General features: G+C 47.4%; 24 protein-coding genes, 2 rRNA genes and 1 riboswitch (1 of these 27 running past the window's edge). Of the genes, 2 read left to right on the top strand and 24 right to left on the bottom strand.

What is annotated here, in order from left to right; translation table 11 throughout:
• Window positions 1-102 precede the first annotated feature (102 nt).
• The 10 genes from purR to EI981_RS00135 all read right to left on the bottom strand — a co-directional run bounded on the left by purR (window position 103) and on the right by EI981_RS00135 (window position 9,427).
• Complete coding sequence (gene purR / locus EI981_RS00180; RefSeq protein ID WP_126994386.1) at window positions 103-930, bottom strand: pur operon repressor; 828 nt, start codon at window positions 928-930, stop codon at window positions 103-105.
• A gap of 75 nt (window positions 931-1,005) precedes the next feature.
• Complete coding sequence (ispE, locus tag EI981_RS00175; RefSeq protein ID WP_126994384.1) at window positions 1,006-1,860, bottom strand: 4-(cytidine 5'-diphospho)-2-C-methyl-D-erythritol kinase; 855 nt, start codon at window positions 1,858-1,860, stop codon at window positions 1,006-1,008.
• A 216-nt stretch (window positions 1,861-2,076) separates the two neighbouring features.
• The gene (locus EI981_RS00170; protein WP_068778572.1) at window positions 2,077-2,259 is read right to left on the bottom strand and encodes a small, acid-soluble spore protein, alpha/beta type; all 183 of its coding nucleotides are present in this window, start codon (window positions 2,257-2,259) and stop codon (window positions 2,077-2,079) included.
• Window positions 2,260-2,458: 199 nt separating this feature from the next.
• Window positions 2,459-2,734, bottom strand: a complete 276-nt coding sequence (gene veg, locus EI981_RS00165; protein WP_068778573.1) for a biofilm formation stimulator Veg — start codon at window positions 2,732-2,734, stop codon at window positions 2,459-2,461.
• A gap of 134 nt (window positions 2,735-2,868) precedes the next feature.
• Entirely contained in the window at window positions 2,869-3,765 is an 897-nt protein-coding gene (gene yabG, locus EI981_RS00160; protein ID WP_126994382.1) for a sporulation peptidase YabG, read from the bottom strand.
• Between the two features lie 52 nt (window positions 3,766-3,817).
• Window positions 3,818-4,708 carry a 16S rRNA (adenine(1518)-N(6)/adenine(1519)-N(6))-dimethyltransferase RsmA gene (gene rsmA / locus EI981_RS00155; protein WP_126994380.1) on the bottom strand — a complete coding sequence of 297 codons (891 nt, stop codon included), beginning with the start codon at window positions 4,706-4,708 and terminating at the stop codon, window positions 3,818-3,820.
• Entirely contained in the window at window positions 4,708-5,259 is a 552-nt protein-coding gene (gene rnmV / locus EI981_RS00150) for a ribonuclease M5 (RefSeq protein ID WP_126994378.1), read from the bottom strand. Before rnmV ends, rsmA begins: the two co-directional genes overlap by 1 nt.
• Before the next feature lie 211 nt (window positions 5,260-5,470).
• Entirely contained in the window at window positions 5,471-6,607 is a 1,137-nt protein-coding gene (locus EI981_RS00145) for a resuscitation-promoting factor (protein WP_126994377.1), read from the bottom strand.
• Window positions 6,608-6,866: 259 nt separating this feature from the next.
• Window positions 6,867-7,080, bottom strand: a riboswitch (cyclic di-AMP (ydaO/yuaA leader).
• A 215-nt stretch (window positions 7,081-7,295) separates the two neighbouring features.
• Window positions 7,296-8,066: a TatD family hydrolase gene (locus tag EI981_RS00140; RefSeq protein ID WP_193556418.1), complete on the bottom strand. Its 771-nt coding sequence runs from the start codon at window positions 8,064-8,066 to the stop codon at window positions 7,296-7,298.
• Window positions 8,067-8,137: 71 nt separating this feature from the next.
• Window positions 8,138-9,427: an HD domain-containing protein gene (locus EI981_RS00135; protein WP_126994375.1), complete on the bottom strand. Its 1,290-nt coding sequence runs from the start codon at window positions 9,425-9,427 to the stop codon at window positions 8,138-8,140.
• A 345-nt stretch (window positions 9,428-9,772) separates the two neighbouring features.
• On the opposite strand from EI981_RS00135, the gene EI981_RS00130 reads away from it, so the two are divergent.
• A complete protein-coding gene (locus EI981_RS00130) occupies window positions 9,773-10,027 on the top strand; it encodes an AbrB/MazE/SpoVT family DNA-binding domain-containing protein (RefSeq protein ID WP_068778580.1) in 255 nt (84 codons plus the stop codon).
• A 259-nt stretch (window positions 10,028-10,286) separates the two neighbouring features.
• Here EI981_RS00130 and rsmI read toward each other — a convergent pair whose 3' ends face one another.
• The 10 genes from rsmI to EI981_RS00080 form a co-directional block, all read right to left on the bottom strand.
• Complete coding sequence (gene rsmI / locus EI981_RS00125; RefSeq protein ID WP_126994373.1) at window positions 10,287-11,177, bottom strand: 16S rRNA (cytidine(1402)-2'-O)-methyltransferase; 891 nt, start codon at window positions 11,175-11,177, stop codon at window positions 10,287-10,289.
• Window positions 11,174-11,929, bottom strand: a complete 756-nt coding sequence (locus EI981_RS00120; RefSeq protein ID WP_126994371.1) for a tRNA1(Val) (adenine(37)-N6)-methyltransferase — start codon at window positions 11,927-11,929, stop codon at window positions 11,174-11,176. The genes rsmI and EI981_RS00120 overlap by 4 nt, the downstream gene beginning before the upstream one ends.
• 106 nt (window positions 11,930-12,035) lie before the next feature.
• Window positions 12,036-12,401, bottom strand: a complete 366-nt coding sequence (gene yabA, locus EI981_RS00115) for a DNA replication initiation control protein YabA (protein WP_126994369.1) — start codon at window positions 12,399-12,401, stop codon at window positions 12,036-12,038.
• A 52-nt stretch (window positions 12,402-12,453) separates the two neighbouring features.
• Window positions 12,454-13,254 (bottom strand): PSP1 domain-containing protein, encoded by an 801-nt coding sequence (locus EI981_RS00110; protein ID WP_126994367.1) that lies wholly within the window; start codon window positions 13,252-13,254, stop codon window positions 12,454-12,456.
• A gap of 132 nt (window positions 13,255-13,386) precedes the next feature.
• Entirely contained in the window at window positions 13,387-14,367 is a 981-nt protein-coding gene (gene holB / locus EI981_RS00105) for a DNA polymerase III subunit delta' (RefSeq protein ID WP_126994365.1), read from the bottom strand.
• A gap of 17 nt (window positions 14,368-14,384) precedes the next feature.
• On the bottom strand, window positions 14,385-14,828 hold the full coding sequence (locus EI981_RS00100; protein WP_127004200.1) for a YaaR family protein: 444 nt from the start codon (window positions 14,826-14,828) through the stop codon (window positions 14,385-14,387).
• Between the two features lie 74 nt (window positions 14,829-14,902).
• Window positions 14,903-15,232, bottom strand: coding sequence for a cyclic-di-AMP receptor (locus tag EI981_RS00095; RefSeq protein ID WP_126994363.1), 330 nt, complete (start codon window positions 15,230-15,232; stop codon window positions 14,903-14,905).
• Between the two features lie 74 nt (window positions 15,233-15,306).
• Entirely contained in the window at window positions 15,307-15,948 is a 642-nt protein-coding gene (gene tmk, locus EI981_RS00090; protein WP_127004198.1) for a dTMP kinase, read from the bottom strand.
• 10 nt (window positions 15,949-15,958) lie between these two features.
• Entirely contained in the window at window positions 15,959-17,575 is a 1,617-nt protein-coding gene (locus EI981_RS00085) for an aminotransferase class I/II-fold pyridoxal phosphate-dependent enzyme (RefSeq protein WP_126994361.1), read from the bottom strand.
• A gap of 191 nt (window positions 17,576-17,766) precedes the next feature.
• The gene (locus EI981_RS00080; RefSeq protein WP_126994359.1) at window positions 17,767-17,952 is read right to left on the bottom strand and encodes a sigma factor G inhibitor Gin; all 186 of its coding nucleotides are present in this window, start codon (window positions 17,950-17,952) and stop codon (window positions 17,767-17,769) included.
• A gap of 329 nt (window positions 17,953-18,281) precedes the next feature.
• Between EI981_RS00080 and EI981_RS00075 the strand changes: the two genes are divergently transcribed.
• Entirely contained in the window at window positions 18,282-18,692 is a 411-nt protein-coding gene (locus EI981_RS00075; protein ID WP_227011632.1) for a hypothetical protein, read from the top strand.
• Between the two features lie 111 nt (window positions 18,693-18,803).
• On the opposite strand, the gene EI981_RS00070 is transcribed toward EI981_RS00075, so the two are convergent.
• The 4 genes from EI981_RS00070 to EI981_RS00055 all read right to left on the bottom strand — a co-directional run.
• Window positions 18,804-19,229, bottom strand: a complete 426-nt coding sequence (locus EI981_RS00070) for a hypothetical protein (RefSeq protein ID WP_193556417.1) — start codon at window positions 19,227-19,229, stop codon at window positions 18,804-18,806.
• Between the two features lie 189 nt (window positions 19,230-19,418).
• A complete protein-coding gene (locus EI981_RS00065; protein WP_227011631.1) occupies window positions 19,419-20,573 on the bottom strand; it encodes a PdaC/SigV domain-containing protein in 1,155 nt (384 codons plus the stop codon).
• A gap of 398 nt (window positions 20,574-20,971) precedes the next feature.
• A 5S ribosomal RNA gene (gene rrf / locus EI981_RS00060) occupies window positions 20,972-21,088 on the bottom strand.
• Window positions 21,089-21,143: 55 nt separating this feature from the next.
• Window positions 21,144-23,063: ribosomal RNA gene (locus tag EI981_RS00055) — 23S ribosomal RNA — on the bottom strand (it continues 1,012 nt past the right edge of the window).

Genomic DNA, 23,063 nt, shown 5'->3' with positions numbered 1-23,063 from the left:
ATAGGCTAAATTCAAGAATTTTTTTGGAATAATGTGCTATTCGACACAATTCGCCATAATTCCGGTAGTTTTTACAGGAAATCGACTAATTTTTGGCTTAAATCACTTATTGAAATAATTACCATGGGTGACTGATATTTCCTTTCCCTTCGCATCCACAGTACGTAATGTGGCCAAGGACACATAATCCTGAAGAAGACGCTGTTCTGATTCAACTTCTCCAGATTCTACTAGGACCCCGACTCCAGCGACAGTCGCATCGAACTCGGCAAGCAAATCGACCATCCCTTGAATCGTGCCGCCAGCCTTCATGAAGTCATCGACGATCAACACTCTGGATTTCTCCCTGAGTGCACGACGGGACAACGTCATCGTATGCAGGCTTTTATGTGAACCCGATACATAGTTAATACTTACCGCCGACCCTTCCGTCACCTGATGGTCCCTACGTACGAGTACAACAGGCAGGTTCAATTCGGCACCGGTTGCATAAGCCAACGGAATCCCCTTCGTCTCAACGGTCATAATGCAATCAATGTCTACATGGGCAAAAGCGGTCGCGAACAGCTTCCCTGCCTCGTTCATCAATGCTGGCTGTCCCAGCAAGTCCGACATGTATAGATAGCCCCCAGGAAGAATGCGGTCAGGCTGAGACAATTTCTCACACAGCTCATTGATAAATACAAGAGCCTGCTCCTTGCCTACCTTGGGAATATACTTGACCCCGCCGGCAGCGCCTGCCAGCGTCTGCAGTTCGCCGATCCCCTCATCCTCGAACACCTCTTTGATAATTGCCAAATCCTCACTAATTGAGGACTTAGCCGCGCCATACCGCTGCGCGAACGTTGTCAGAGGTATCAGATGATGCGGACGGGATAACAGATATTGGGTCATTTCAACTAATCGAGCGCTTCTTTTCAATTTTTTCACGAAGACCCCTCGCTAAATCCGAATATTTTAATGAAAATATAACATTTTCGTACGGTTTTGTACAATCTTTACTTATTAAGTCAATAGACGAACGGCATACACTTCTTTGCAGAAGCCCCTCAATCCGTTGTAAATCCGCGGTACCTTCGACTCCTTGGACACAAGTCCGAAGACCGTCGGGCCGCTGCCCGACATCAACACGCCATCCGCTCCAAGACGCAGCATCGTCTCTTTGAGATGAGCCACCTCTGGATGCATTTGCAGCGTCACTTCCTCAAGCACATTGCCAAGCTCTTGACACATTCCGTGGAAAGAGCCGCTATCAAGCGCCTGGATCATTCGGCTGGCCGAAGGATGCTTCGTAATCCGATCACTGCGGAATCGGCCATAGACCTCCTCAGTCGATACATTGATCGGCAGCTTGGCTAGAATGACCCAGCATTGCGGCGGATTAGCTACAGGAGTTAGCTTCTCCCCCCGGCCTGTAGCTAGTGCTGTCCCTCCTGTAACACAGAACGGCACATCCGAGCCGAGCTCTGCACCAAGCTCCATTAGCTCTGCATCCGAAATGCCGAGCTTCCAGAGGCGGTTTAGGCCGCGCAGTGTTGCCGCCGCATCGCTGCTGCCACCAGCTAATCCCGCTGCCACAGGAATCTTCTTGTCCAAATGGATATAGACACCGCTTGGAACCTTGTAACGCTCCTTAATCAGCTTAGCTGCCTTAAAGGCCAGATTCTTCTCATCCAACGGAATATAACCCGCCTGACTCGATATAATAATCGTGTCGCGGGGAAGCTCGCTCATTTCCAGACGATCCGCCAAATCAACCATCGTCATGATCATTTCGACCTCATGGTACCTATCAGGCCGTTTATATAGCACATCAAGCATCAAATTTATTTTTGCCGGTGCTTTCTCATAAATTTTCAAGGCGTTCACCTGTCCTCAAATATCCATTCACTAAGATTTCATAGCTGTTATTCTGAATTCGTAGTAATCCATAATGGGTTCACTATACCTATTTTATAAAAAATCCATCCATTCCGTCTATGTAACGAAAAGACAAAACCTGCCTTCTCTATATTACTTTATCCTGATACAAAAACAAGGCTTCCCCCTCTGGAGAAGCCTAATTATGTGCAGTCATTATTGTGAATTCTTTGCGGCGGCCCGTTCTGCCATTTCTATCGCTCTTTTGACCATATTTCCTGCATCCTTGGCTCGAATGCCTCCCCAGCCTTGCTGCTGCACCGTATTGTAGAATCCAAGCTCTTTGGCGAGCTCCACCTTCAGCTCCTCCGACATCACACTGCGCCGTCTGCGTGCCATAGCCACTTCCCCCTTTTAATCCTAAGATAAAGTGCGAATTCAATAAGAAACATCCGTAGTATGCTACATTCGGCACCACTTCATACGATCACAAGATCAAAATAACGTCTAGGGTATATGTACATTTTGGTCATAAAGTTGTCATGAAAAAAGCGACCTTCGCAAAATGCAAAGATCGCCTACTGTCATATCATGATGTTCACGGTTTAATATACGAAAGCCCCATTCCGTTGTCATCGTTATACACCATAACTTCAACGGATTCGGTCAGTATATCGGCATAACTATAGGACACACGCTTGAAGCTTTGTTGATCTTGATCAAGCTTAACGATAAAGACTGAAGGATAAGTCTCCTCTAATACTCCTGTACGTTCGACAGTCTTTCGGCGACCACCGTTTGCCCGCAGCATGATTTTCTGACCAACGTGAGCTTCCAGACTATTTTTAATTTCTGATAGTGCATTTTTAGCCATGGCCTGTGACCACCTTCCTTCTTTGTCCATTATACATGAAGGGGTGCACAATTGTCAAATTAAATAAATAATTATATCAGCATGAAAAAAATCTTGTCAACGATTTTTTTTCGACACTTTCTGAAAAGCTCGATTTACATCGTCGGAACAATGTTCAATTTCGATAAATCCTTAAGTGTAGGCAGTCCGATCCGGTAGCTGCCCCGCGTCTCGATTCCCCCAACTCCCTGTGTGCCGCTGATCGTCTGATTGAGCACATCGGTAATATGAATCGTATCCCGAATCGATGTCAATGACGCCTTAGCCGCAATATAGACCGGGTCCAGGGCATGAATCAACACGCGGGCAGGGGAACTGGCAAAATTGGCTCCTGCCTGCAGCAAGGCCTCAAAATGCGACTGACAAGCTCCCGCCACGATCGTCAGTGTATCGAAGTTACGCTCATATTCGCGCGCTACACGCACAGCCTCTACAAAATGCTTGGAATTTTTGTAACTGGTCAAGTTGTACAGGTCTCTTGATGGAGGGTTCTTCAGTACCCCATCATGTCCTGTCAGTACGACAATATCCGGATTCACGGTTGGCAGCAGCCGGTACAACACGCTAGGCATTGCAGACTCATTTACAAAATAGCCGTTCACAGGCACCCTAAGCTTCTCGTAGAGATCAAGACTTTTCTGTAAGTATCTCTCATCCCCATCCAAATGCAGCACCTTTCCAGGCACCTCAAAATAAGCCTGCTCCTGTGCCGCAGGAGACCACTGCTGGACCGCAACCTGATTGCTCTCCGCCAACTGCTGGCGGTCCTGACGCAGCCGCTGCAGTGATTCGGTCGCCTTAATCCGCGCACGCTCTGTCTTCTCTCCAGGTGAACCAGGGTCCACCTCTAACAAATCCGTCAGCGGCGCATCGGCCAGCAGACGAAATTCTGTTCCTTTTATGATGGCCACGCTCCGCTCAATTCTCTCCACTCGGAAGGTAACATCCCCTCCATAGGATTTGCGGACGACCAAGTCTCCCAATTTCGTCACAATCCATCACCTCTACCCCCATCGTATGGGCGGATAAAGGGATTGGTTACAGCTAAGCTTCGTTCAATCCAAATTGCGCGAGCACATTGCTTAGCTTGGCAAATTCATGTAGATCCAGCGTCTCCGCCCGCCTTGACGGGGCGATGCCGGCCTCTTCCAGCAGAGCCTCCAGACGTTCCCTACCCTCCTTCGGGAAGAAACGGCTCTTTAGATTGTTCGAGATCGTCTTGCGTCTCTGTGCAAATGAAGCTTGTACCACCTCAAAGAAGAATGATTCATCCTCAACTTGAACCGGAGGCTGTTTGCGCACCTTAAGACGGATCACTGCGGACTCTACATTCGGCTGTGGGATAAACACGCTGTGAGGCACTGTACAGACCAGCTCAGGCTCGCTATAGTATTGCACAGCAATACTCAAGCTCCCATATTCCTTCCCTCCTGGTGAAGCTGCCATTCGCTCAGCTACCTCCTTCTGAATCATGACTACGATGTTCTCCAAAGGCAGCTTCTCTTCCAGGAGCTTCATCAGGATTGGTGTGGTGACATAGTAAGGCAGGTTAGCCACTACGCTGACGCCGCTCACATCGCTGAATTGCTGAGCGAACAACTCCTTCAGATCAAGCTTCAAAACGTCGCCATGGACTACCTGCACATGAGGGAACGGCTCCAGCACCTCTCCAAGGATCGGCAACAACCGTTGGTCGATCTCAACTGCGGTCACTTTGCAGGCTTCCTCAGCGAGCTTCTCAGTAAGCGCCCCGATACCAGGGCCGATCTCTAGCGCTCCCTTCGTCTTGTCCAGTCCAGCCGCTGCAACAATTTTGCTAAGAATATTTTGGTCGATCAGAAAGTTCTGACCCAGACTCTTTTTAAACGAGAAGCCATGACGTTGGATAATCTCCTTCGTCCGGCGTGGAGTTGCTATATCTTCTCTTATCGTCATTAATGAATTACCCCTTCATCCTCCAATTGTGCCAGTGCAGCCGCGAACTCCTCCCGGCTGATCTTAAAGACCACTAGCCGCTTATACAACTGTTTGCCATTGCAATAACCGATCCCGAGCAACTCACCAAGCTTACGCCTTCTTGCAGCCGCCTGTGGGTGAATAATGAGCCCTGCATCGATTAAGTCTTCCCAATCGATTAGAGGGTCCATTCCCTCGGTCTCGCTGCGTACTCGGCTCAGAGCCTCTCGGATTGCCTCTGGCGACGCATTCTCGACACCGATATCTCCCCGCTTGGTCGCATCAGCCTCCCGCAGGAAGGCGTGCTTGCAGCCCGGCACACGCTGCGCAACGATCTTACGAATCCTCTCTCCGGCATGATCCGGATCTGTAAATATAATAACCCCGCGTCGCTCTTGGGCAAGCGCTATTTTGCGCAGTGTTCTCTCATTGATGGCTGAACCGCCCGTTTCAATCGTATCGGCCTCTACTGCCCGCTTAATTGCCACAGTATCGTCCCGGCCTTCCACCACAATGATCTCTTTGATCATATACGGTCTTCCCTTCCATGTAGAGGTTGTATCTCATATATATCCTTGAAAATTATACGCTTTAATAAGCAAAGCAAAAAGAAGAGGGTATACTCCTCTTCTTATCCACTGTCTTATTCATCATCCTAATAGAGGTTGCTCAAAAAGTCTACTTTTTGAACCCCCACTAATAATTATCCTATTTCGGTATACCTATCAACTCTGCAGCCAACTAGTTGAGCTCCGGCTTGGTTGGGCCGATAACATAAACTGTCCGTCCCTTCTTGCGACCGAATTGATTTGCTGTTTTGAGCGAATCGAAATATACGTCCATTTTGTTGCCTTTAATAGCGCCGCCGGTATCTTCCGCTTTGCGGAATCCGAGGCCCTCAATGTACACCCACCAGCCCAACGGAACGACATTCTTATCAACAGCGATCGTTCTTCCCTCTTTAACCCGGGTTCCTGTAGCTGTCTTCGTGCCGATTCCATCCTCTTCTGCAGAGTAGGCAGTCAAGGTTACATTCTTGAGCACTTTTTTATATTTGAACGAGACTCCGCCCTTCTTAGTCAATCCGCTGATGCTCACCTGATCCGAGGAGCGGGAAATGCTAGCGGACATCACAGCAGTCTTCGGCTTCGTGCCTACGGCAATGACTTTAGGAGTGGCCTTCTTAACGACCTCTTTGCCAAGCCAACGCTTCGACACGAATTTGCCATCCTCATACACCTTCTCAACATTGTGTACGACTAAGCCCTGGCTGCCTTCCTGTACGACCTTGGTTTCACCCTTCAGCAGCTGATCATCACTTGTCTTGACGACATTGAATGGTACGGTCTCTTGTTGTTGAATATTATGTTTCTTGACACGAACGATATTAATAACCATGTTCGCTGTAATGGCCTGAGTCAGGCCTGGAGAAACTTTATCCTCCTGATTCACATCTACGCCTAGTTCTTGAATAGCATCCTCTACTTTGGCCTTCGTGGTGAAGGTCAGCTTATGAGTGCCATCCACGCTGATGCTGACGGGAACGGCCCGAACAATCTCAATCCGGTCCCCATCTTCTATTGCGCTCGACAACGATTTGGACACTTCATCGCCCGGCTGCAATATGATGGATTGTTCATCCAGCACTTTGTTGACCAAGGAATGTCTGGTGGTGATTGACTCTGTCTTTCCATCGACAACCAAATATATTTTTTTACTGTTCTGTGTGTAGAACCAAATCAGGATGATGGTGATTACTGCAATGGCCAGAACTCCAACAAGCAAAACCTGACGCAGATGTTCTTGCTTCCACCGCATTGCGTAAGACATGCTGGATGAGCGTGATTCATGGGTATCCTGGTTACGGAAAAATCCCATATCTTCCGTCCTCCTTACATAGTCCCGCCGTCTAGATCGACATATCATGAAATTGACGTGACTACAGATCGATTTTACGAAATGCCATAAAGCGCACTTCGCATTCCTGTCCCAGTCCTCTCGGCATTGGCCACCCCCTGTAAACAACAGTATGATGACCCTACTAAGTTTATTCAAAACAAAAGAAGCCTAAAGAAAGAGTTAGAGGAACTCTGTTCGTGGCTTCCTGAATAATCAATGATGTATAGATGCACGAGTTGTTGCCTCTCTGGATACGCCTACGAGGTTAGCTGTCGGGTTAGGACGTAGAGAGTCGCCCTTTCTCAGTTCATTCGCTCATGGCGCAATGACCTCGAATTCACCCCATAGACCCTTACAAAGAAATCCTTCACGGCATAATCATTCATAATCTCATGAATTGCCGTGGTCGGTTCCCCCGTTCTCCATACTCGGAGATTCAGCGAGACTGGTTATGGAACTTCGGTAACATTTGGCAAAATATGGTTTGTGAGATCGCCAAATCGATTACTGAAGAAATTCTATCTTGTTTCGATGCATGTTGTAAAGGACGAATCAACAACGTTTATTTTAATAATTGGTTAAAAAAATGTAATAAACAGAGTTTTAATTGTTAAAATGCATTAATCTTTCTCGTTTACTCATTTTTTCATCACTTTTTCTCAATATTTCAGCGAATGCCAAATCGTTCCATTGCATTCTTGGTTGTTATGTTGGATAATTCTTCCAAAGAAATCCCTTTTAATTCCGCTGCCGCCTCGGCGACTAGACGGACGTGTCCCGACTCATTTCTCTTCCCACGATATGGGTGTGGAGTCAAATATGGGGAGTCCGTCTCGATCAATAATCGGTCCATTGGAACCTTCGCGATGACCTCTTTTGGTTGCTTGGCATTTTTAAACGTAATCGGCCCGCCAAATGACAAATGAAATCCCATATTTAGACACATTTTGGCAATTTCCCAGCTACCTGAGAAGGAATGCATGACACCGCCAATTTCACTTGCCTTTTCTTCCTGCAAAATTCGCACAATATCCTCATGTGCATCGCGATTATGAATCGAAATCGGCATTCCCAGACTCCGGGCAAGTCCGATCTGATTGCGTAGAACCTTATGCTGTACGTCTTTTGGTGACGTATCCCAATAATAATCCAGCCCGATCTCGCCAATCGCAACGACCTTCTCATGCTTGCACAATTCGGCAATCCAATCGAGGTCCCCATCCTGCATCGTAATGGCATCCTGCGGATGCCAACCTACGGCCGCATAGATAAAATCATATTGCTCCGCCAATTTCATCGTCGTCGGAATCGTCTCCCGGTTAAAGCCAATGTTGATCATCCTTGTAACTCCCTGATCCAGAGCCCGCTGAATGACCTCTTCGCGATCCTCGTCGAACTGCGGAGCATCCAAATGGGTATGTGTATCGATAAGTATCAATGTAAATTGCGCCTCCCAGTTAGTAAATTTGTTAGTTATTGTTGACACCATTCTGGCATAATTCGAGAATTTTAATGCTGCTCTACGAATATTTCAGCAATCTCATGCGGCAATTCGTCAATAATTATACGAACTTTATCATCTGGAAAATACAAATGGAATTTCCCGCGCTGCAGACCGCTAATCGATCTGACAATATCCGATACTTCGGAAATTTCACGCAAGCGTTCTTGACGGTCCAGAAGCAAGATCTGCTTCTCTCGCCCCTCCCCATCCGGACGAAACACATCATACGGCAGATCCGTTGGAAAATCAATTTCCAAATCGTATTCCGGATTAAGCCCCGCCTTATTAAAAGCAGCTCTAATCTCTTCAATCGTCTCTATATCTAAAGAGTCCATCTCTACATATTTATACAGCTTACGGTCGATGAACCGGGAGCATAGTTCTCCAAGCAGCTCGTCCGTCTCCTTCCTCCACTGCATGAAGGCCGTCTGGACCAACGCCTCATCTAATTGAAGATAGTCCTGTACCGTCATGGTGCGATTAAATAATGAAGGCAATGGTTCCGGCAGAAACTTGAAGTGATGGCCTTGCTCATATAGCTCCTTCGCTCTTTTAAAAATCTGCCTTAAAATGATCTCTGAGCTCCGTGTAACCGGATGGAAATAAATCTGCCAATACATCTGATATCTGGACATTAAATAATCTTCCACCGCATGCATGCCCGAATCCTTCACGACAATTCTTCCTTTATACGGTCTAAGCATCCGTAGAATCCGGTCCATATCTATCGTTCCATAATTAACGCCGGTAAAATAAGCATCTCGCAGCAAATAGTCCATACGATCGGCATCCAGCGGACTGGAGACAAGATTAACAACAATAGGTTGTTTATAATCCTTGCGGATCACCCCCGCTACTTTATCAGGGAAATCATCCCCCATCCGGCGCAGCACCGATCTGACCTCTGTATCACCGAGCAGAATGCGGCATGTCCAATCCTCATGATGCATCTGAAAGGCCTGCTCTACAGAATGAGAGAATGGACCATGGCCCAAATCATGTAATAATGCAGCACATAAAGCCACCATTCCCTCCTCCCGAGGCCAGTCCGCATAATTGGCACGCTCAAATTGAGAAATAATTCGCCGGGTAATCTCATAGACTCCTAAAGAATGGGAGAATCGACTGTGCTCAGCACCATGGAATGTTAAATAAGAAGTTCCAAGCTGACGAATCCGGCGTAAACGCTGAAATTCCGAAGTATTAATGAGCGACCAAATAATTTCATCCTGCACATGAACATAATTGTGAACTGGATCCTTGAACACTTTCTCTTCCCGAAGCTGACGATACATGTAAGTCCCTCCTTAACCATATTTTTAAATTAATTTTGTAAGGCGATTTGACGAATGTTTAGCTAATGTCGACAGGTTTTGTCGAATTTTGTCTAAAGTTGTTGAATAAACACTTTCCAAATTGTCGAATCATAGAATAACCTGTTTTAAGCGAAAAAGCGCCTATCTAACAGTAATTTAAGGATGAATTATGCTTTTTCAACCAAAAAATTAGAAATAAAAATGAACTCTACCATAAATAGGTTGACTATTCTGGCAATGGTTGGTATCATAACTATCATAAAAGATAGAAGTTTGTCGAATAATGACACTTTTAAACTATAGCGAGAGGGGCTACTATCAGTTATGATGAAATCAACAGGTATTGTTAGAAAAGTAGATGAATTGGGACGTGTCGTGATCCCGATCGAATTGCGCCGTACACTTGGAATCGGTGAGAAAGACGCTCTTGAAATTTACGTTGACGGAGAACGGATCATGCTTAAGAAATACGAGCCTGCTTGTATCTTCTGTGGCAATGCCGAGAACGTAACTTACTTCAAGGGAAAAATTGTTTGCCACGAATGTTTGAGCGAATTGCCTACCCCTGTGACAAATTAATAAAAATAGTATATAATAGATTTACTGAATATGTTAATTCTAACCTTTTTCATATCTCCTTGGCGCCTTCCAGGCTTGAACCCGGCCTACGAAGGCCACTTTTTTGACCCATAAATACAATTTATGGGTTTTTAGCTATTTATAGTAAATTATAAAAAGGGCCTTTACGCTTTTAATACATGTTCAAAAAGGTCGGTTTTCAGCACCAAGAAGGTTGGATGGAGCTAGGGCCAGAGGAGCGGAGCGTACGTTTCCTCTTTTACAGCAGCATATTATAAATATCCCGTTTGGAAACTCCTCGATCGTTAGCAACCTTCTTCATCGCTTCTTTTCTCGGCAGCTTCTCCTGTTCTTCATAATGTGCAACATGATCCTCCACCGAGAGCACTTGCCACCATGCATCTCTCCGCTCCTTCACCTCTTCAGGATGAGCCCCGGAGACAACGATACAATATTCGCCAATCGGTGGATGCTCCTGCAGCCATTCCAAGCATTCGCTTAATGTACCCCGTACCATCTCTTCATAGCGCTTCGTCAGCTCGCGAGCCAGAACGACATGCCTATCCCCCCAAGCCTCCAGCAGCGCCTCAAGCGATTTCACCAATCGATGGGGAGATTCATACAACAGCAATGTTCCTTGTTCATCCAGCAGCGTGCTTAATAGTTTATCTCTATCTTTATTGTCTCGCGGTAAGAAGCCGATGAAGGTGAATCTCTCCGTAGGCAATCCTGACACGATCAGTGCTGACAGAGCCGCATTCGCCCCAGGAACCGGAATTACGGAAATCCCCGCTTCCAAGGCTAGCTTAACCAGATCACTACCTGGGTCAGAAATGGCCGGCAGACCGGCGTCACTGACCAGCGCCAAATTTTTTCCTTCTATTATAAAGCGTATCAATTCTGGGCCACTGGCTGCCTTATTATGCTCATGATAGCTAAGCAGCTTGCCGGGCGAAATTTCGAAATGACTTAACAGCTTACGTGTCTGTCTCGTATCCTCCGCAGCGATGATATCCGCCTCCTGCAGGGTGCGCACGGCACGATAAGTCATATCCTCCAGGTTGCCGATCGGTGTAGCGACGAGGAATAACTTCCCCGGGCTATTATTTTCCGGCTTATCCTCAAAACTTCTCTGTATACTTATACTCATGCCTTCTCCTCTTTTGGTCCGTAATAGATATCCATAACTTCCTGACAGTATTCCCCGTTCTCCTGATATACGATCAGCGGAGGCAATATTTTGACGTCTGGCTTCCCATCCCGATGCGCCTCGACCAGCACCATATTAGCCTCTGATCCAGCCCGGGGGTGAATAAATCGAATCACCTTGGGCTCCATCCGGTACTTCCTCAACATCGTAATGATATCTCCAAGCCGCTGCGGTCTGTGAACCATCGAAATTTTGCCCCCAGGCTTGACCAGTCGCATCGCTGCTTGCGCCACATCCTCCAGCGTGCAATGAATCTCATGCCGAGCAATGCTCTGGTGCTCACTTAGCTTCAGATCCCCACCGGTTAGCGGCATATAAGGTGGATTAACCGTTATGGCGTCATATATGCCATTCCCGCCTTCCTTAGCAAGATCGCGCAGATCCCCCTCCATAATGTTAATCCGCTCCGCCAAGCCGTTCATCTCCACGCTGCGCTGAGCCATATCGGCAAGCCGAGGTTGAATCTCGATACCTTCAATTTGCGCATTCGTCCGGGTTGATAGCAGAATAGGTATTACACCGTTACCGCTGCATAAGTCCAATATTCGACCGTATTTCGGAATATTTGCAAATCTCGCCAGCAGTACTGCATCCATTGAGAAGCTGAACACCTGCTCGCTCTGAATGATCGACAGATCATGGGTGAGCAGATCATCCACCCGCTCTGTCTCGTAAATTTCCACATTTCTCATGAATCGCGCTCGTCCATTTCTGCTAATTATTTGTTATTCCTTTAATAAGGATTACATTTCCCACTGAAATCTAAAAAAAACCGTAGGAAGCTCTCCCTACGGCTTGTTATTTATTCAAAAAAGACAGGCAGAACAGGCAATCGCCCTCTGTACGTAAATGTCCGTAATATACATTGCAGATATGAAAACCTTCGTGATATAACCGCGCCAGGTTATCATAACCCTCTCCCACGATATCGGTATTCTCCTTATGCTCCAGCTGCGCTTGTTCCTGCTTCCCTTCGGAAGACACCGGTTCTATCTCATTTTCCTGCTTCAGAACTTTACGCATCTTCTCATTCTCAAGCCTAAGCTGCTGGTTCTCCTCCATCAGCTTCTTCACCTCGAGCATAAGCGTGCCAAAATCGCCGTGTACTTTAGCTATTTGTTTTTCCAGCGCTTGCATATACGCGAAAATATCTTTATTCTCCAAGTTCCCACCCCAGAGTCATTCTCAATTATATTGAAAATTATGATATTCTTGACTATTTAACAACTACGTCGTCTAACGAAAGCTCCTTGACCTTGTTGATCTCGAACAATTGTACATGCACTGTCCGTGAACCGGCATTAATTCCGACGACTTTACCTTCTCCCAGAGAAGTAATAACTTGCTTGCCAACCGTCGGCATTTCTTCCTTCACACTCTCGTAGTTATCATGCTCAAATTTGAGACAACACATTAATCTGCCGCATAAACCTGAGATCTTGGTTGGATTGAGCGACAAGCTCTGGTCTTTAGCCATCTTGATCGAGACAGGCTCGAAATCACCGAGCCAAGAGGAACAGCAGAGTATCCGACCACAAGGGCCAATCCCGCCTAGCATCTTTGCCTCGTCTCTGACGCCAATCTGTCTCAGCTCGATCCGAGTACGGAAGATACTGGCCAAATCCTTCACCAGTTCTCTAAAATCTACCCGTCCCTCCGCCGTGAAATAGAAAATAATTTTGTTGCGGTCAAACGTAAATTCGACATCGACCAGCTTCATTTTCAAATCATGGTCTTTGATTTTATTTAAACATGTGGCAAAAGCATTCTTCGCCGCAAGCTTATTCTCTTCAACAATGTCGGCATCAGCATCGCCCGCAATCCGGATCACCTTCTTGAGCGGAAGAACAACGTCCGCCTCCTCAACCACCTTCTTGCCAACTACAACCTTGCCGTATTCGATCCCTCGCGCCGTCTCGACAATGACGCTCTGCTCTCTCTCAACCGGAAAATCAAGCGGATCGAAATAGTATATCTTACCCGCTTTCTTGAAGCGGACACCTACTACAGTATACAAAAACTTACCCCCTTGTATAGCGATAAAAACCTGGAGAACCTCGAGTAAGAGGTTGCCACTTGTAATCAAACCCCTGCTTACCACGGGAGAAAAGTTTATCTATCTGTCAGACACGATACGTACTGCCGCCGATTAATTACGCCCGTCTACACCAATAAGGAACTGTTCAAGACAGAGCTGGGCATTCATATTTTGTCGCAGTTTTTTCTTACTTTCCGCCACGAGTTCCATCGCATGAATCCACTGCTCTTCAGCACGTGAGAAGGCATGCTTTGTTATAAAATCCAGCTCGTCTATGAAAACGATTCGGTCATGTCTATGATAGAGCGCATGAATCATGTCCTTGAACCATATATGGAAAAGGCTGAACAGGATGTCCAAATGTTCGCCTAGTCCGGCTTTGAATACGTTCTGCTGCGCTGTAATTAATGGAGATCCGCCACGGCCAGCGGTTTCCTTTCCTAATTGTAACACTACGTTTCTAATTTCTGCAAACCAATTCTGATCAAGTAAATCCCGGCAGGATTGGACTCCTGCTGCCAATTGTACAGCACATCTGCACAGATTTACAGTATATCCTTCTCCGGTTAAAATTTGCATCATACGGTCCGGATCCAGCGGCATGAAGGACACCCACTGAGCTCGGGACTGAATGGTTGGCAGAAGAGCTCGTCCATTATCAGACAGTAGAATGGCTACGGCCGGAGATGGTGGCTCTTCAAGAAATTTCAGCAGACTGTTAGCGGCCTGAACGGTCATCTTATCGGCCTCATCAATAATGTACACCTTCGGATTGCCCGTCTCCGAGCGATATGAAAAGATCCGCTGTAGGTCGCGGATTTGTTCAATCTTGATACTCGCTCCCTCTGGAGCAATATAATGTAAATCAGGGTGGTTGCCATGCTGTACCTTACGGCATTCCAGACATTCACCACAAGCGTCGTCCCCGCCCTTACTACAGAACAGAGCCTGGGCGAACGCCATAGCTACTTCCTTCTGTCCGCTTCCCGGCGGACCACTGAAAATATATGCATGGGATATTTGTTTGCGGCGGAGACTGCTTTGCAACTGCTGCTTGGCAGCCTCCTGCCCGATAATATCTGTAAAAGCCATAACTCCTCTTACCTCTTCTAAAAGCATAAATTTATGAGCATACCGCGAATTTCACCGATTTTCTGCAGAAGCTCAATCTTTCCCTGCTCCGACTCGAGCAGCTCATCAGCCATCTGCAGCAATGTAGCATCGATCTCATCCAGCAGCTTGTAACGCTTCCCACGGCCGCGCCGATCCCAACCTCGGGAATCTTTGATGCCTACTCCGCGTCGGACGGTGTCTTCAAGGAAGCCCTTAACCATAAGACGGTATGCTTTCAGCTCCCGAACCGTCATCGAACGCGCTAAGCGGTCGCCTTGCAGCTGGATCTCCTTAAATTTACGATTCAATTCATCCTTGCTGGCCTGTTCACCGTGCTTATGCATCACATCGGCGAAGCTCTTGGCCTGAGTCGGCTTAGCCGCATTATCGCTTACGCCCAGGCGGCTGTTCAACGGCCTGAACCCCGGATCAATCTTCAAAGCTGTCACCTGCCTATCCATCTATGATTGTTATGATTCTATCATACTAAGCAGATATATGGTTAACATTATGTTTAGAAATGTTCAAATCGATCAACCGGCAATACGAATACCGTTGCCCCACCGACTTGCACTTCAACTGGCAATGGCAAATAGGAATCCGTTGTTCCACTCATAGGAGTTACTGGAGTTACTAGCTGCTCACGTACTTTACAACTATTGCGTATTACATCCAATACGGATTCTACCTGATTATCATCGACCCCGATCATGAATGTCGTGTTGCCTGCACGCAGAAACCCACCGGTACTGGCCAGCTTCGTTGCTCGAAAGTTCTCCTTAACAAGTGCGCTGGACAATTTATTGCTGTCTTTATCCTGGATAATCGCAACAATTAATTTCATTTGCAGTCCCTCCTCATATTTTTGTGAACCAGACCACTCGATTATAATAAGAAGGTGGTGGTTCAACTCATCTATTATTTTGACAAAGAATGCCTAAATTCCTCTATAGCCCTAAGAAGTTGGTTCTTAATCAATTCTGCAATCTCCTGCTTTGAACCGAAAGCATCGATCACTTGAATCCGCTCCGGATACATGGAGATTACTCTTTGATAACCCTCACGAACCCGATGGTGAAAAGCTAGCTCTTCCAGATCAAGACGATTCACTTCCCGTCCTTGATTGGACGAGATGCGTGCCAATCCTTGCTCTGGCTCAATATCCATGTAGAAGGTAATGTCTGGCATCCGTCCATTTGTAGCGAACAGATTAATCGACAATACTTCCTCAATCCCAAGACCGCGGGCATACCCCTGATAGGCCAGGCTGCTGTCAATAAATCGGTCACATAATACGAAGATGCCTTCGGAAAGGGCAGGCTCGACCCTTTCGGCTAAGTGTTGACGCCTTGCGGCTGCATAGAGTAGCGCTTCTGTACGCGGGTCCATCGCCGTATGCTGCGGATTAAGTATGACTGCCCGAATCTTTTCTGCAATCTCAATGCCGCCAGGCTCACGAGTCTTGATATAAGGGATTCCCTGTTCTTCAAGCAACGCCGCCATATCTTCAATCACCGTCGTTTTGCCCGATCCGTCACCACCTTCCAATGTAATAAACATTCCTCTATCTTTAGCTTTCACGATGTTCCCGCCTTTGTTCTGTACTTTGATATACGTTGATCGTACGCAGAGAAGAATCCTCTATACCTTGGCATTTCGCCTTGGAGCGCCTGAGTTGGATCAACGCGGTCTCTATTTCATTCGTAATCCATTCGCCCGGATACAGGATAGGAATCCCTGGCGGATATGGGATAACCATCTCCGCCGCTTGGCGCCCAGCGCTCTCCTCGATCGGAATTCTCTCGATCAGTGCTGTAGCTATTGGCTGAAGACTGAACAATACGGGAGCCGACACGTTCGCTGTCATTTGCATGGTCTGACTGATATCTTGTGCTTGTAATTGTGGTTGTGATGCTGCTGGTTTATCTAAGATGTTCCACGTGGAAATATTAGCTTCCGAGGGGTTCACCTCTGCTGAACAGGCCTGCTGCACTCCCGTTGTTAAGCCGCTTCCTGCTGCAGCGATTTCCGGCAGAGCGGCAAGCAGACGATCCACATCCTGCTGTGAAGTACCAACACTCAGAGCGAGGACAACATATCGTTCATCGCTCATCTCCGGAATACAGCCACACGCCTCCAATGCCTCTTGCAGAGCATAGCCGTTAAGCTCTCCTGCTGCATCATACAACACCACTTTGAACGGGTCTTGTATAGAGTATGCAGCGTTGTCTCCGCTTGCGCCTAGTTCGACAAGACCGAAGCGCTTCATGACCCTGATCTTATTGCGCATTTGCGAGGCTAAATCTAGGGCCTGCGCGAACAGCTTCTCTCCGCTGGCCTGAAGTAGACAGCGGCTTAGATCCAGCGAAGCCATGATCGGATAAGAAGGGCTGGAGCTCTGCACCATCGCGAGCCGCTGCCGGACCAGGCTGCGGTCGAGCAGACCGCCCTGCACATGCAGCATTGCGCCCATCGTCATGGCGGTCAGCATTTTGTGCGTGGACTGCACCACGCCGTCCGCTCCCTGCGCAAGAGCGCTGAATGGCAGCTGCCGGTGCAGCCCGAAGTGCGCACCGTGCGCCTCATCCACGAGCAGCGGTACGCCGCTATCGTGGCATAGCTGCGCTAACGGCTGCAGCTTGGTCCCCATCCCGTAGTAGTTCGGGTGCGTAACGAGCAGCCCCTTGGCGCCAGGATACCGGCGTAGGGCCTCACGTACCGTCTCCACCGCCGGGATGGTGGCCAGCCCACTCGCCGCGTCAATCTGCGGCGAGAGAAACACGGCGTTCGCGCCAGCAAGCATTAATCCGTGAATCACGGATTTGTGGACGTTGCGCTGAACGAGCAGCACATCACCTGGAGCGGTGCACACGCTCAGGATCAAGGCCAGGTTGCCGACCGTACTGCCGCCAACCAGGAAGAACGTCTCCGCGGCGCCGAAATACTCCGCCGCAAGCTGTTGCGCCTCCAATATTACTCCCTCAGGATGATGTAGATCATCCGTACCTGTAATTTCCGTCGCATCGATTTTCATGACTCCTGCCAGAGCCATCTCCTCATTTATATCCCATATATCCAAATAGGCTTGTCCGTCCTTATGGCCTGGCACATGGAAAGAAGCATCCTTCCGCTTCCGGTAATGAACCAGCGCTTCATACAACGGGGCCCATGGCTTATGCTCCACCATCGCTATAATCTATTCCTTCCTGTTACGTTTACTCTTGCTGTTCTTTTGCTCTATTTTACCGCTTAATCGCCCGACAGGGCAACATAAAAGGACCCGTCATCGTTCAGATCAGGTCCTCTTTAAGTACTTTAGGCAGTAGTCCGGCATCAATCTTCTGTTTATAATGTAATTTAAGGATATATAAGGAGTAACTAGGCATTTCTCTGCATCCAAATTTGCTTCATTTGATGAATAAAGAAATGATACTTCTCTTCCTGCACATCCGTATGGACCATCTCTGATTCACAAGCATCACATATAAATTCTGATACGATATGAATGCCGTCTTTCTTGGTCTCTCCGCAGATGATGCACGTACTTCCGGTAAGCTCATTCATATGCGATCCCACCTTGTTCATTTTACTACCAGTATGATACATATTCTATTATTTTAAACCCTTTCATAGTTAGATTCCTACTTTATATATATGCGGAAGCCCTGATGACTGTGTTTGTACGTAAGCAAATCTTAATTATTTCTGCTTTCATCCGATATATTAATCAGGGATTTACATTTTTTTAGTTCTATTGACAAAAAGGAGGATCGTCCACACTCATGCCCGCGGAGTCCGGAAGCGCAACCTTTTATAATTACAAGCTTCTCAGAAGAATTGCAATCCCAAAAGCCCTGATCGGAGGCTTATCCACGCTCCCCTTCATTTGGCTATTGGCTGAAATAGTATTCATCTCATGGACAAGTATATTCACTTTCTTGCTGGCGTTATTTATCGTCTTATGGATCCAATTCGTCATTACCCGCTCTGTCCTTATTATCATTAGCCACTCTTATAAGAAACGCTGGCATTTCAAAATGCGTCTGCCGTGGATCGGATATCTACCGGAACAATTCGTCAGTTACTCATCATTCCGCCGCACCCAGCATTATGCAACCTGGATAGGAGGCTGTATCATCGCTATTCTCATTCCATGGTCGCCTGTTTCCTTTATCATGGCCTTATTGTTCTGGCATTTCTGGTTCATGGCCCCAAGGCTGATTATTCTGCTCCGGTTCCGAAAGCAGCCCCGTGATGGAATCATCAAGCTGACTCCTCAGGATGCTTCCTACTACATGCCTTAAGCCTAGACCATACAGTTCCGAGCAATTGAAAAAGCCTGTCACCCACGAACTACCAGGGGACAGGCTACTTTTATGCATGACTACAAAATTTCACTACTGATTATTCCTTGATTAAGAGCCGCTATCTAAGCCTTGAACGACAGCCCTACTTTCTCTCTTGGGAACGAGTACTGTAAAGCTATTATTATAAATAGTAAGCTGCACGGTTAATTTGTCTTTCTCGTAGACGGTCGTTGTCCCCTTACTTTCCTCTGCCTTCTCCGTCCAGCCCCACTCTTTGATAATCTTCTGATAGGCTTCTGGTACACCGCTATCCTCATTCAGGCCAGACAAAGAATAATGGGCATAGTCCATCTTCGAGTTATTCGGCGCAGTCTCCACCCGATTGGCCTCCTTCGGAACCGGGAAGCTCTTCTCCACCGATGCTCCGACGAAGGTCGTCCAGGAAGGCTCAGAGGAACCGCAACCAGTCATGACAAACAGCATTAGGATCGTTCCCAACAGATAGAAGGAATATCTTACTCTCTTTTGCCACATCAAATATTCCTCCTTACCCAGAATTATTTAAAATGATTCTTTCTTCACCCGGATCATTCATGAAGTAGGTTCAATTTCCTGAGTAATAAGGCACCAATATAATTATAACGATAGTCCTATATTTGTCGGTAACAAAAAGGTTACATTAGTTTTTTAAAGATTATTGTTATATTTACTCCATTCTATTCCTTAAATGACCAAATAAGCTGTTTTTTTAGGGAATATCGCCTTTAATGGGAACGGAAACTCAGGAAATCCTGCTGCATACGGCGTATACTCATAGACTTGGAAAAAGACCTTTAAAGCCTCTTCCCCTTGCTGCAGGTAGAAGTCCGGCTGACTCCCCAGCGCAACGAAGCCTCCAAAATAATCCGGCAGCTTGAGAAAATCCGCCTTAATTTGTTCATTCAGTGGACTTAGATCATGCTCACCCGGCCCAAATAAGTCTTCCAGGGACATCTGACTCCCATCGCTCAGAGAGAACGTGTAGGCCTTGCGATAAGGCATCCCATGGGCTCCTCCGGTATAGACATGCTGCTGCGTCAGTAAGCTGAGAATACCATCTTTATTATAAGTAACGATGAAACTGCTGGAATATTGATAGTCAATGCTAATCTTATTCTGTCCTTGGCTCTGACTATCCTCGCTTCTCTCCCGCAAACTCTTCTCTATTTCTTCTCTGAACTGATCCACATCGCTTCTCAGAACCTCATTGATTGCCTTCTCAACCTCATCATTATCGATTCCCGTCACTTCAGGATACTTCAGATGGATCGAAGCCTGATCGCTCTCTTGATCAAAGGTCTTAACATTTATCCCCACCGCATTCTCCTTGACGCTCAGCACGTTAAGCTTCTTGGCAGCTAGGCTCCAGTCTCCCTGGTATCCCAAGTAATTCTTCACAACTTGAAAAGGGATATACAAATGCCCGTCTATGATACGGCCGCTATCCTTAAGATAGAAGCCATTCATATCAACCGATTCCCCATACTCAGATACCGCAATGTTCAATTGCCGATATCCTTGCCCTACGGAGTAAGTACGAGTCTCCTTGTTGTAACTTAAAGGCAGACCAAGTCCATCCCGCAGAAAAGTAATAGGCACCCAGGTCTTCCCCTTGATCCATAACCCTTCATGTCCGGTAATAACCCCGTTTGCCTTCAATACAACCTTCGTATAAGTCGTATTCGTGTTCTGATTTCCTATGTTAGTTGAACTATGATTAGCTTGAGCTGGCTGAGCACTGTCTACCAAACCCTTATCAGCCGCATAGCCTATCCCCTGCATCGGCAAAATACCTCCCAATATAACGCCGGCTGCCAAGGCCATAGCTCCTCTTCTCATTCGTAATCCAAACATTTGATTCTTCTCTCCCTTGAATAAAATAGATCTCTGTCTATATCTAACATAGCTATTGTATTCAATTTTTGTACAAAATGGATGACAAAGCCCATTACATTTCTTTAGCACTTATGACCAAAAATTTGCAATTTATTAACCTGTTATGAGTACCCTCACCACTTCCTTTATGAAATGTAGTAAATATTCCCTTAGTACAAAAAATATTAAACCAAACGAAACTCTGCATACGCAAGGATACATATCATACTCTTGCCCTACTCAGGGGCGTTACAAATAATTCCTCGTCCTATCTATTATTTAAATCCAAGGACTTTCATCCTAATTCGAATTTAGTGATCAAATAAAAAAACCACCACCGATTAACGGCAGTGGTTCTTATCGCTTGGCGGCTTCCTACTCTCCCAGGACCCTTCGGTCCAAGTACCATCGGCGCTAGAGGGCTTAACGGTCGTGTTCGAGATGGGTACGTGTGGAACCCCTCCGCCATCGCCACCAAACGTTCAAGGTTAATCCTTGAAAACTGGATACGAAACTCATTTGCATTTTAGATCTTTGGATAAGCCCTCGACCGATTAGTACCTGTCAGCTCCATACATTGCTGCACTTCCACCTCAGGCCTATCAACCTCGTCGTCTTCAAGGGGTCTTACTAGTTGGGAAATCTCATCTTGAGGGGGGCTTCACGCTTAGATGCTTTCAGCGCTTATCCCTTCCGCACTTAGCTACCCAGCTATGCTCCTGGCGGAACAACTGGTGCACCAGCGGTGCGTCCATCCCGGTCCTCTCGTACTAAGGACAGCTCCTCTCAAATTTCCTACGCCCACGACAGATAGGGACCGAACTGTCTCACGACGTTCTGAACCCAGCTCGCGTACCGCTTTAATGGGCGAACAGCCCAACCCTTGGGACCTACTTCAGCCCCAGGATGCGATGAGCCGACATCGAGGTGCCAAACCTCCCCGTCGATGTGGACTCTTGGGGGAGATAAGCCTGTTATCCCCAGGGTAGCTTTTATCCGTTGAGCGATGGCCCTTCCATGCGGTACCACCGGATCACTAAGCCCGACTTTCGTCCCTGCTCGACTTGTCAGTCTCGCAGTCAAGCTCCCTTTTGCCTTTGCACTCTTCGAATGATTTCCAACCATTCTGAGGGAACCTTGGGGCGCCTCCGTTACTCTTTAGGAGGCGACCGCCCCAGTCAAACTGCCCGCCTGACACTGTCCCCGCACCGGATCACGGTACTAGGTTAGAACTCCGACACGATCAGGGTGGTATCCCAACGGCGCCTCCACCGAAGCTGGCGCTCCGGCTTCCTAGGCTCCCACCTATCCTGTACAAATCGTATCAAAGTCCAATATCAAGCTGCAGTAAAGCTCCATGGGGTCTTTCCGTCTTGTCGCGGGTAACCTGCATCTTCACAGGTATTAAAATTTCACCGGATCTCTCGTTGAGACAGCGCCCAAGTCGTTACGCCATTCGTGCGGGTCAGAATTTACCTGACAAGGAATTTCGCTACCTTAGGACCGTTATAGTTACGGCCGCCGTTTACTGGGGCTTCGGTTCATAGCTTCGGGATAAATCCCTAACCACTCCCCTTAACCTTCCAGCACCGGGCAGGCGTCAGCCCGTATACTTCGCCTTGCGGCTTCGCACAGACCTGTGTTTTTGCTAAACAGTCGCTTGGGCCTTTTCACTGCGGCCCCCTCGTGCTATTCACACTACCGGGGCACCCCTTCTCCCTAAGTTACGGGGTCATTTTGCCGAGTTCCTTAACGAGAGTTCTTCCGCGCGCCTTAGAATTCTCTTCTCGCCTACCTGTGTCGGTTTGCGGTACGGGCACCTTCACCTAGCTAGAGGCTTTTCTTGGCAGTGTGAGATCATGACCTTCGGTACTATAAATTTTCCCTCCCCATCACAGCCCAGCCTTATCGATGTGCGGATTTGCCTACACATCAGCCTCACTGCTTGGACGAGCATCCATCAGCTCGCGTCACTACCCTCCTGCGTCACCCCATTGCTCATAGCGGTTTACGGTGGTACAGGAATTTCAACCTGTTGTCCTTCGACTACGCCTTTCGGCCTCGCCTTAGGTCCCGACTTACCCTGAGCGGACGAACCTTCCTCAGGAAACCTTGGGCTTTCGGCGGATCAGATTCTCACTGATCTTTTCGTTACTCATACCGGCATTCTCACTTGTATGCAGTCCACCAGTCCTTCCGGTCCAACTTCAATCCGCATACAACGCTCCCCTACCCCTGATACATAGTATCAAGCCATAGCTTCGGTGGTGTGTTTAGCCCCGTTACATTTTCGGCGCAGAGTCACTCGACCAGTGAGCTATTACGCACTCTTTAAATGGTGGCTGCTTCTAAGCCAACATCCTGGTTGTCTGTGCAACTCCACATCCTTTCCCACTTAACACACACTTGGGGACCTTAGCTGATGGTCTGGGCTGTTTCCCTTTTGACAATGGA

It is taken from the genome of Paenibacillus lutimineralis, from assembly GCF_003991425.1.
GTDB lineage: Bacteria > Bacillota > Bacilli > Paenibacillales > Paenibacillaceae > Fontibacillus > Fontibacillus lutimineralis.
Note: the sequence above shows the minus strand (reverse complement) of the source record. Positions and strands in the feature narration are given on the sequence as shown.

Bases quoted from the DNA above. Each gene is read 5' to 3' on its own strand.
- EI981_RS00095 (WP_126994363.1), bottom strand. From the start codon at position 15,232: ATGAAATTAATTGTTGCGATTATCCAGGATAAAGACAGCAATAAATTG.
- EI981_RS00120 (WP_126994371.1), bottom strand. From the start codon at position 11,929: ATGAGAAATGTGGAAATTTACGAGACAGAGCGGGTGGATGATCTGCTC.
- veg (WP_068778573.1), bottom strand. From the start codon at position 2,734: ATGGCTAAAAATGCACTATCAGAAATTAAAAATAGTCTGGAAGCTCAC.
- EI981_RS00070 (WP_193556417.1), bottom strand. From the start codon at position 19,229: ATGTGGCAAAAGAGAGTAAGATATTCCTTCTATCTGTTGGGAACGATC.
- rsmI (WP_126994373.1), bottom strand. From the start codon at position 11,177: ATGAGTATAAGTATACAGAGAAGTTTTGAGGATAAGCCGGAAAATAAT.
- rnmV (WP_126994378.1), bottom strand. From the start codon at position 5,259: ATGATCAAAGAGATCATTGTGGTGGAAGGCCGGGACGATACTGTGGCA.
- EI981_RS00080 (WP_126994359.1), bottom strand. From the start codon at position 17,952: ATGAATGAGCTTACCGGAAGTACGTGCATCATCTGCGGAGAGACCAAG.
- tmk (WP_127004198.1), bottom strand. From the start codon at position 15,948: ATGTTTATTACATTGGAAGGTGGTGACGGATCGGGCAAAACGACGGTG.
- EI981_RS00135 (WP_126994375.1), bottom strand. From the start codon at position 9,427: ATGTATCGTCAGCTTCGGGAAGAGAAAGTGTTCAAGGATCCAGTTCAC.
- EI981_RS00145 (WP_126994377.1), bottom strand. From the start codon at position 6,607: ATGGGATTTTTCCGTAACCAGGATACCCATGAATCACGCTCATCCAGC.
- rsmA (WP_126994380.1), bottom strand. From the start codon at position 4,708: ATGACGATAAGAGAAGATATAGCAACTCCACGCCGGACGAAGGAGATT.
- EI981_RS00065 (WP_227011631.1), bottom strand. From the start codon at position 20,573: ATGAGAAGAGGAGCTATGGCCTTGGCAGCCGGCGTTATATTGGGAGGT.
- holB (WP_126994365.1), bottom strand. From the start codon at position 14,367: ATGGCTTTTACAGATATTATCGGGCAGGAGGCTGCCAAGCAGCAGTTG.
- EI981_RS00085 (WP_126994361.1), bottom strand. From the start codon at position 17,575: ATGGTGGAGCATAAGCCATGGGCCCCGTTGTATGAAGCGCTGGTTCAT.
- EI981_RS00130 (WP_068778580.1), top strand. From the start codon at position 9,773: ATGATGAAATCAACAGGTATTGTTAGAAAAGTAGATGAATTGGGACGT.
- EI981_RS00170 (WP_068778572.1), bottom strand. From the start codon at position 2,259: ATGGCACGCAGACGGCGCAGTGTGATGTCGGAGGAGCTGAAGGTGGAG.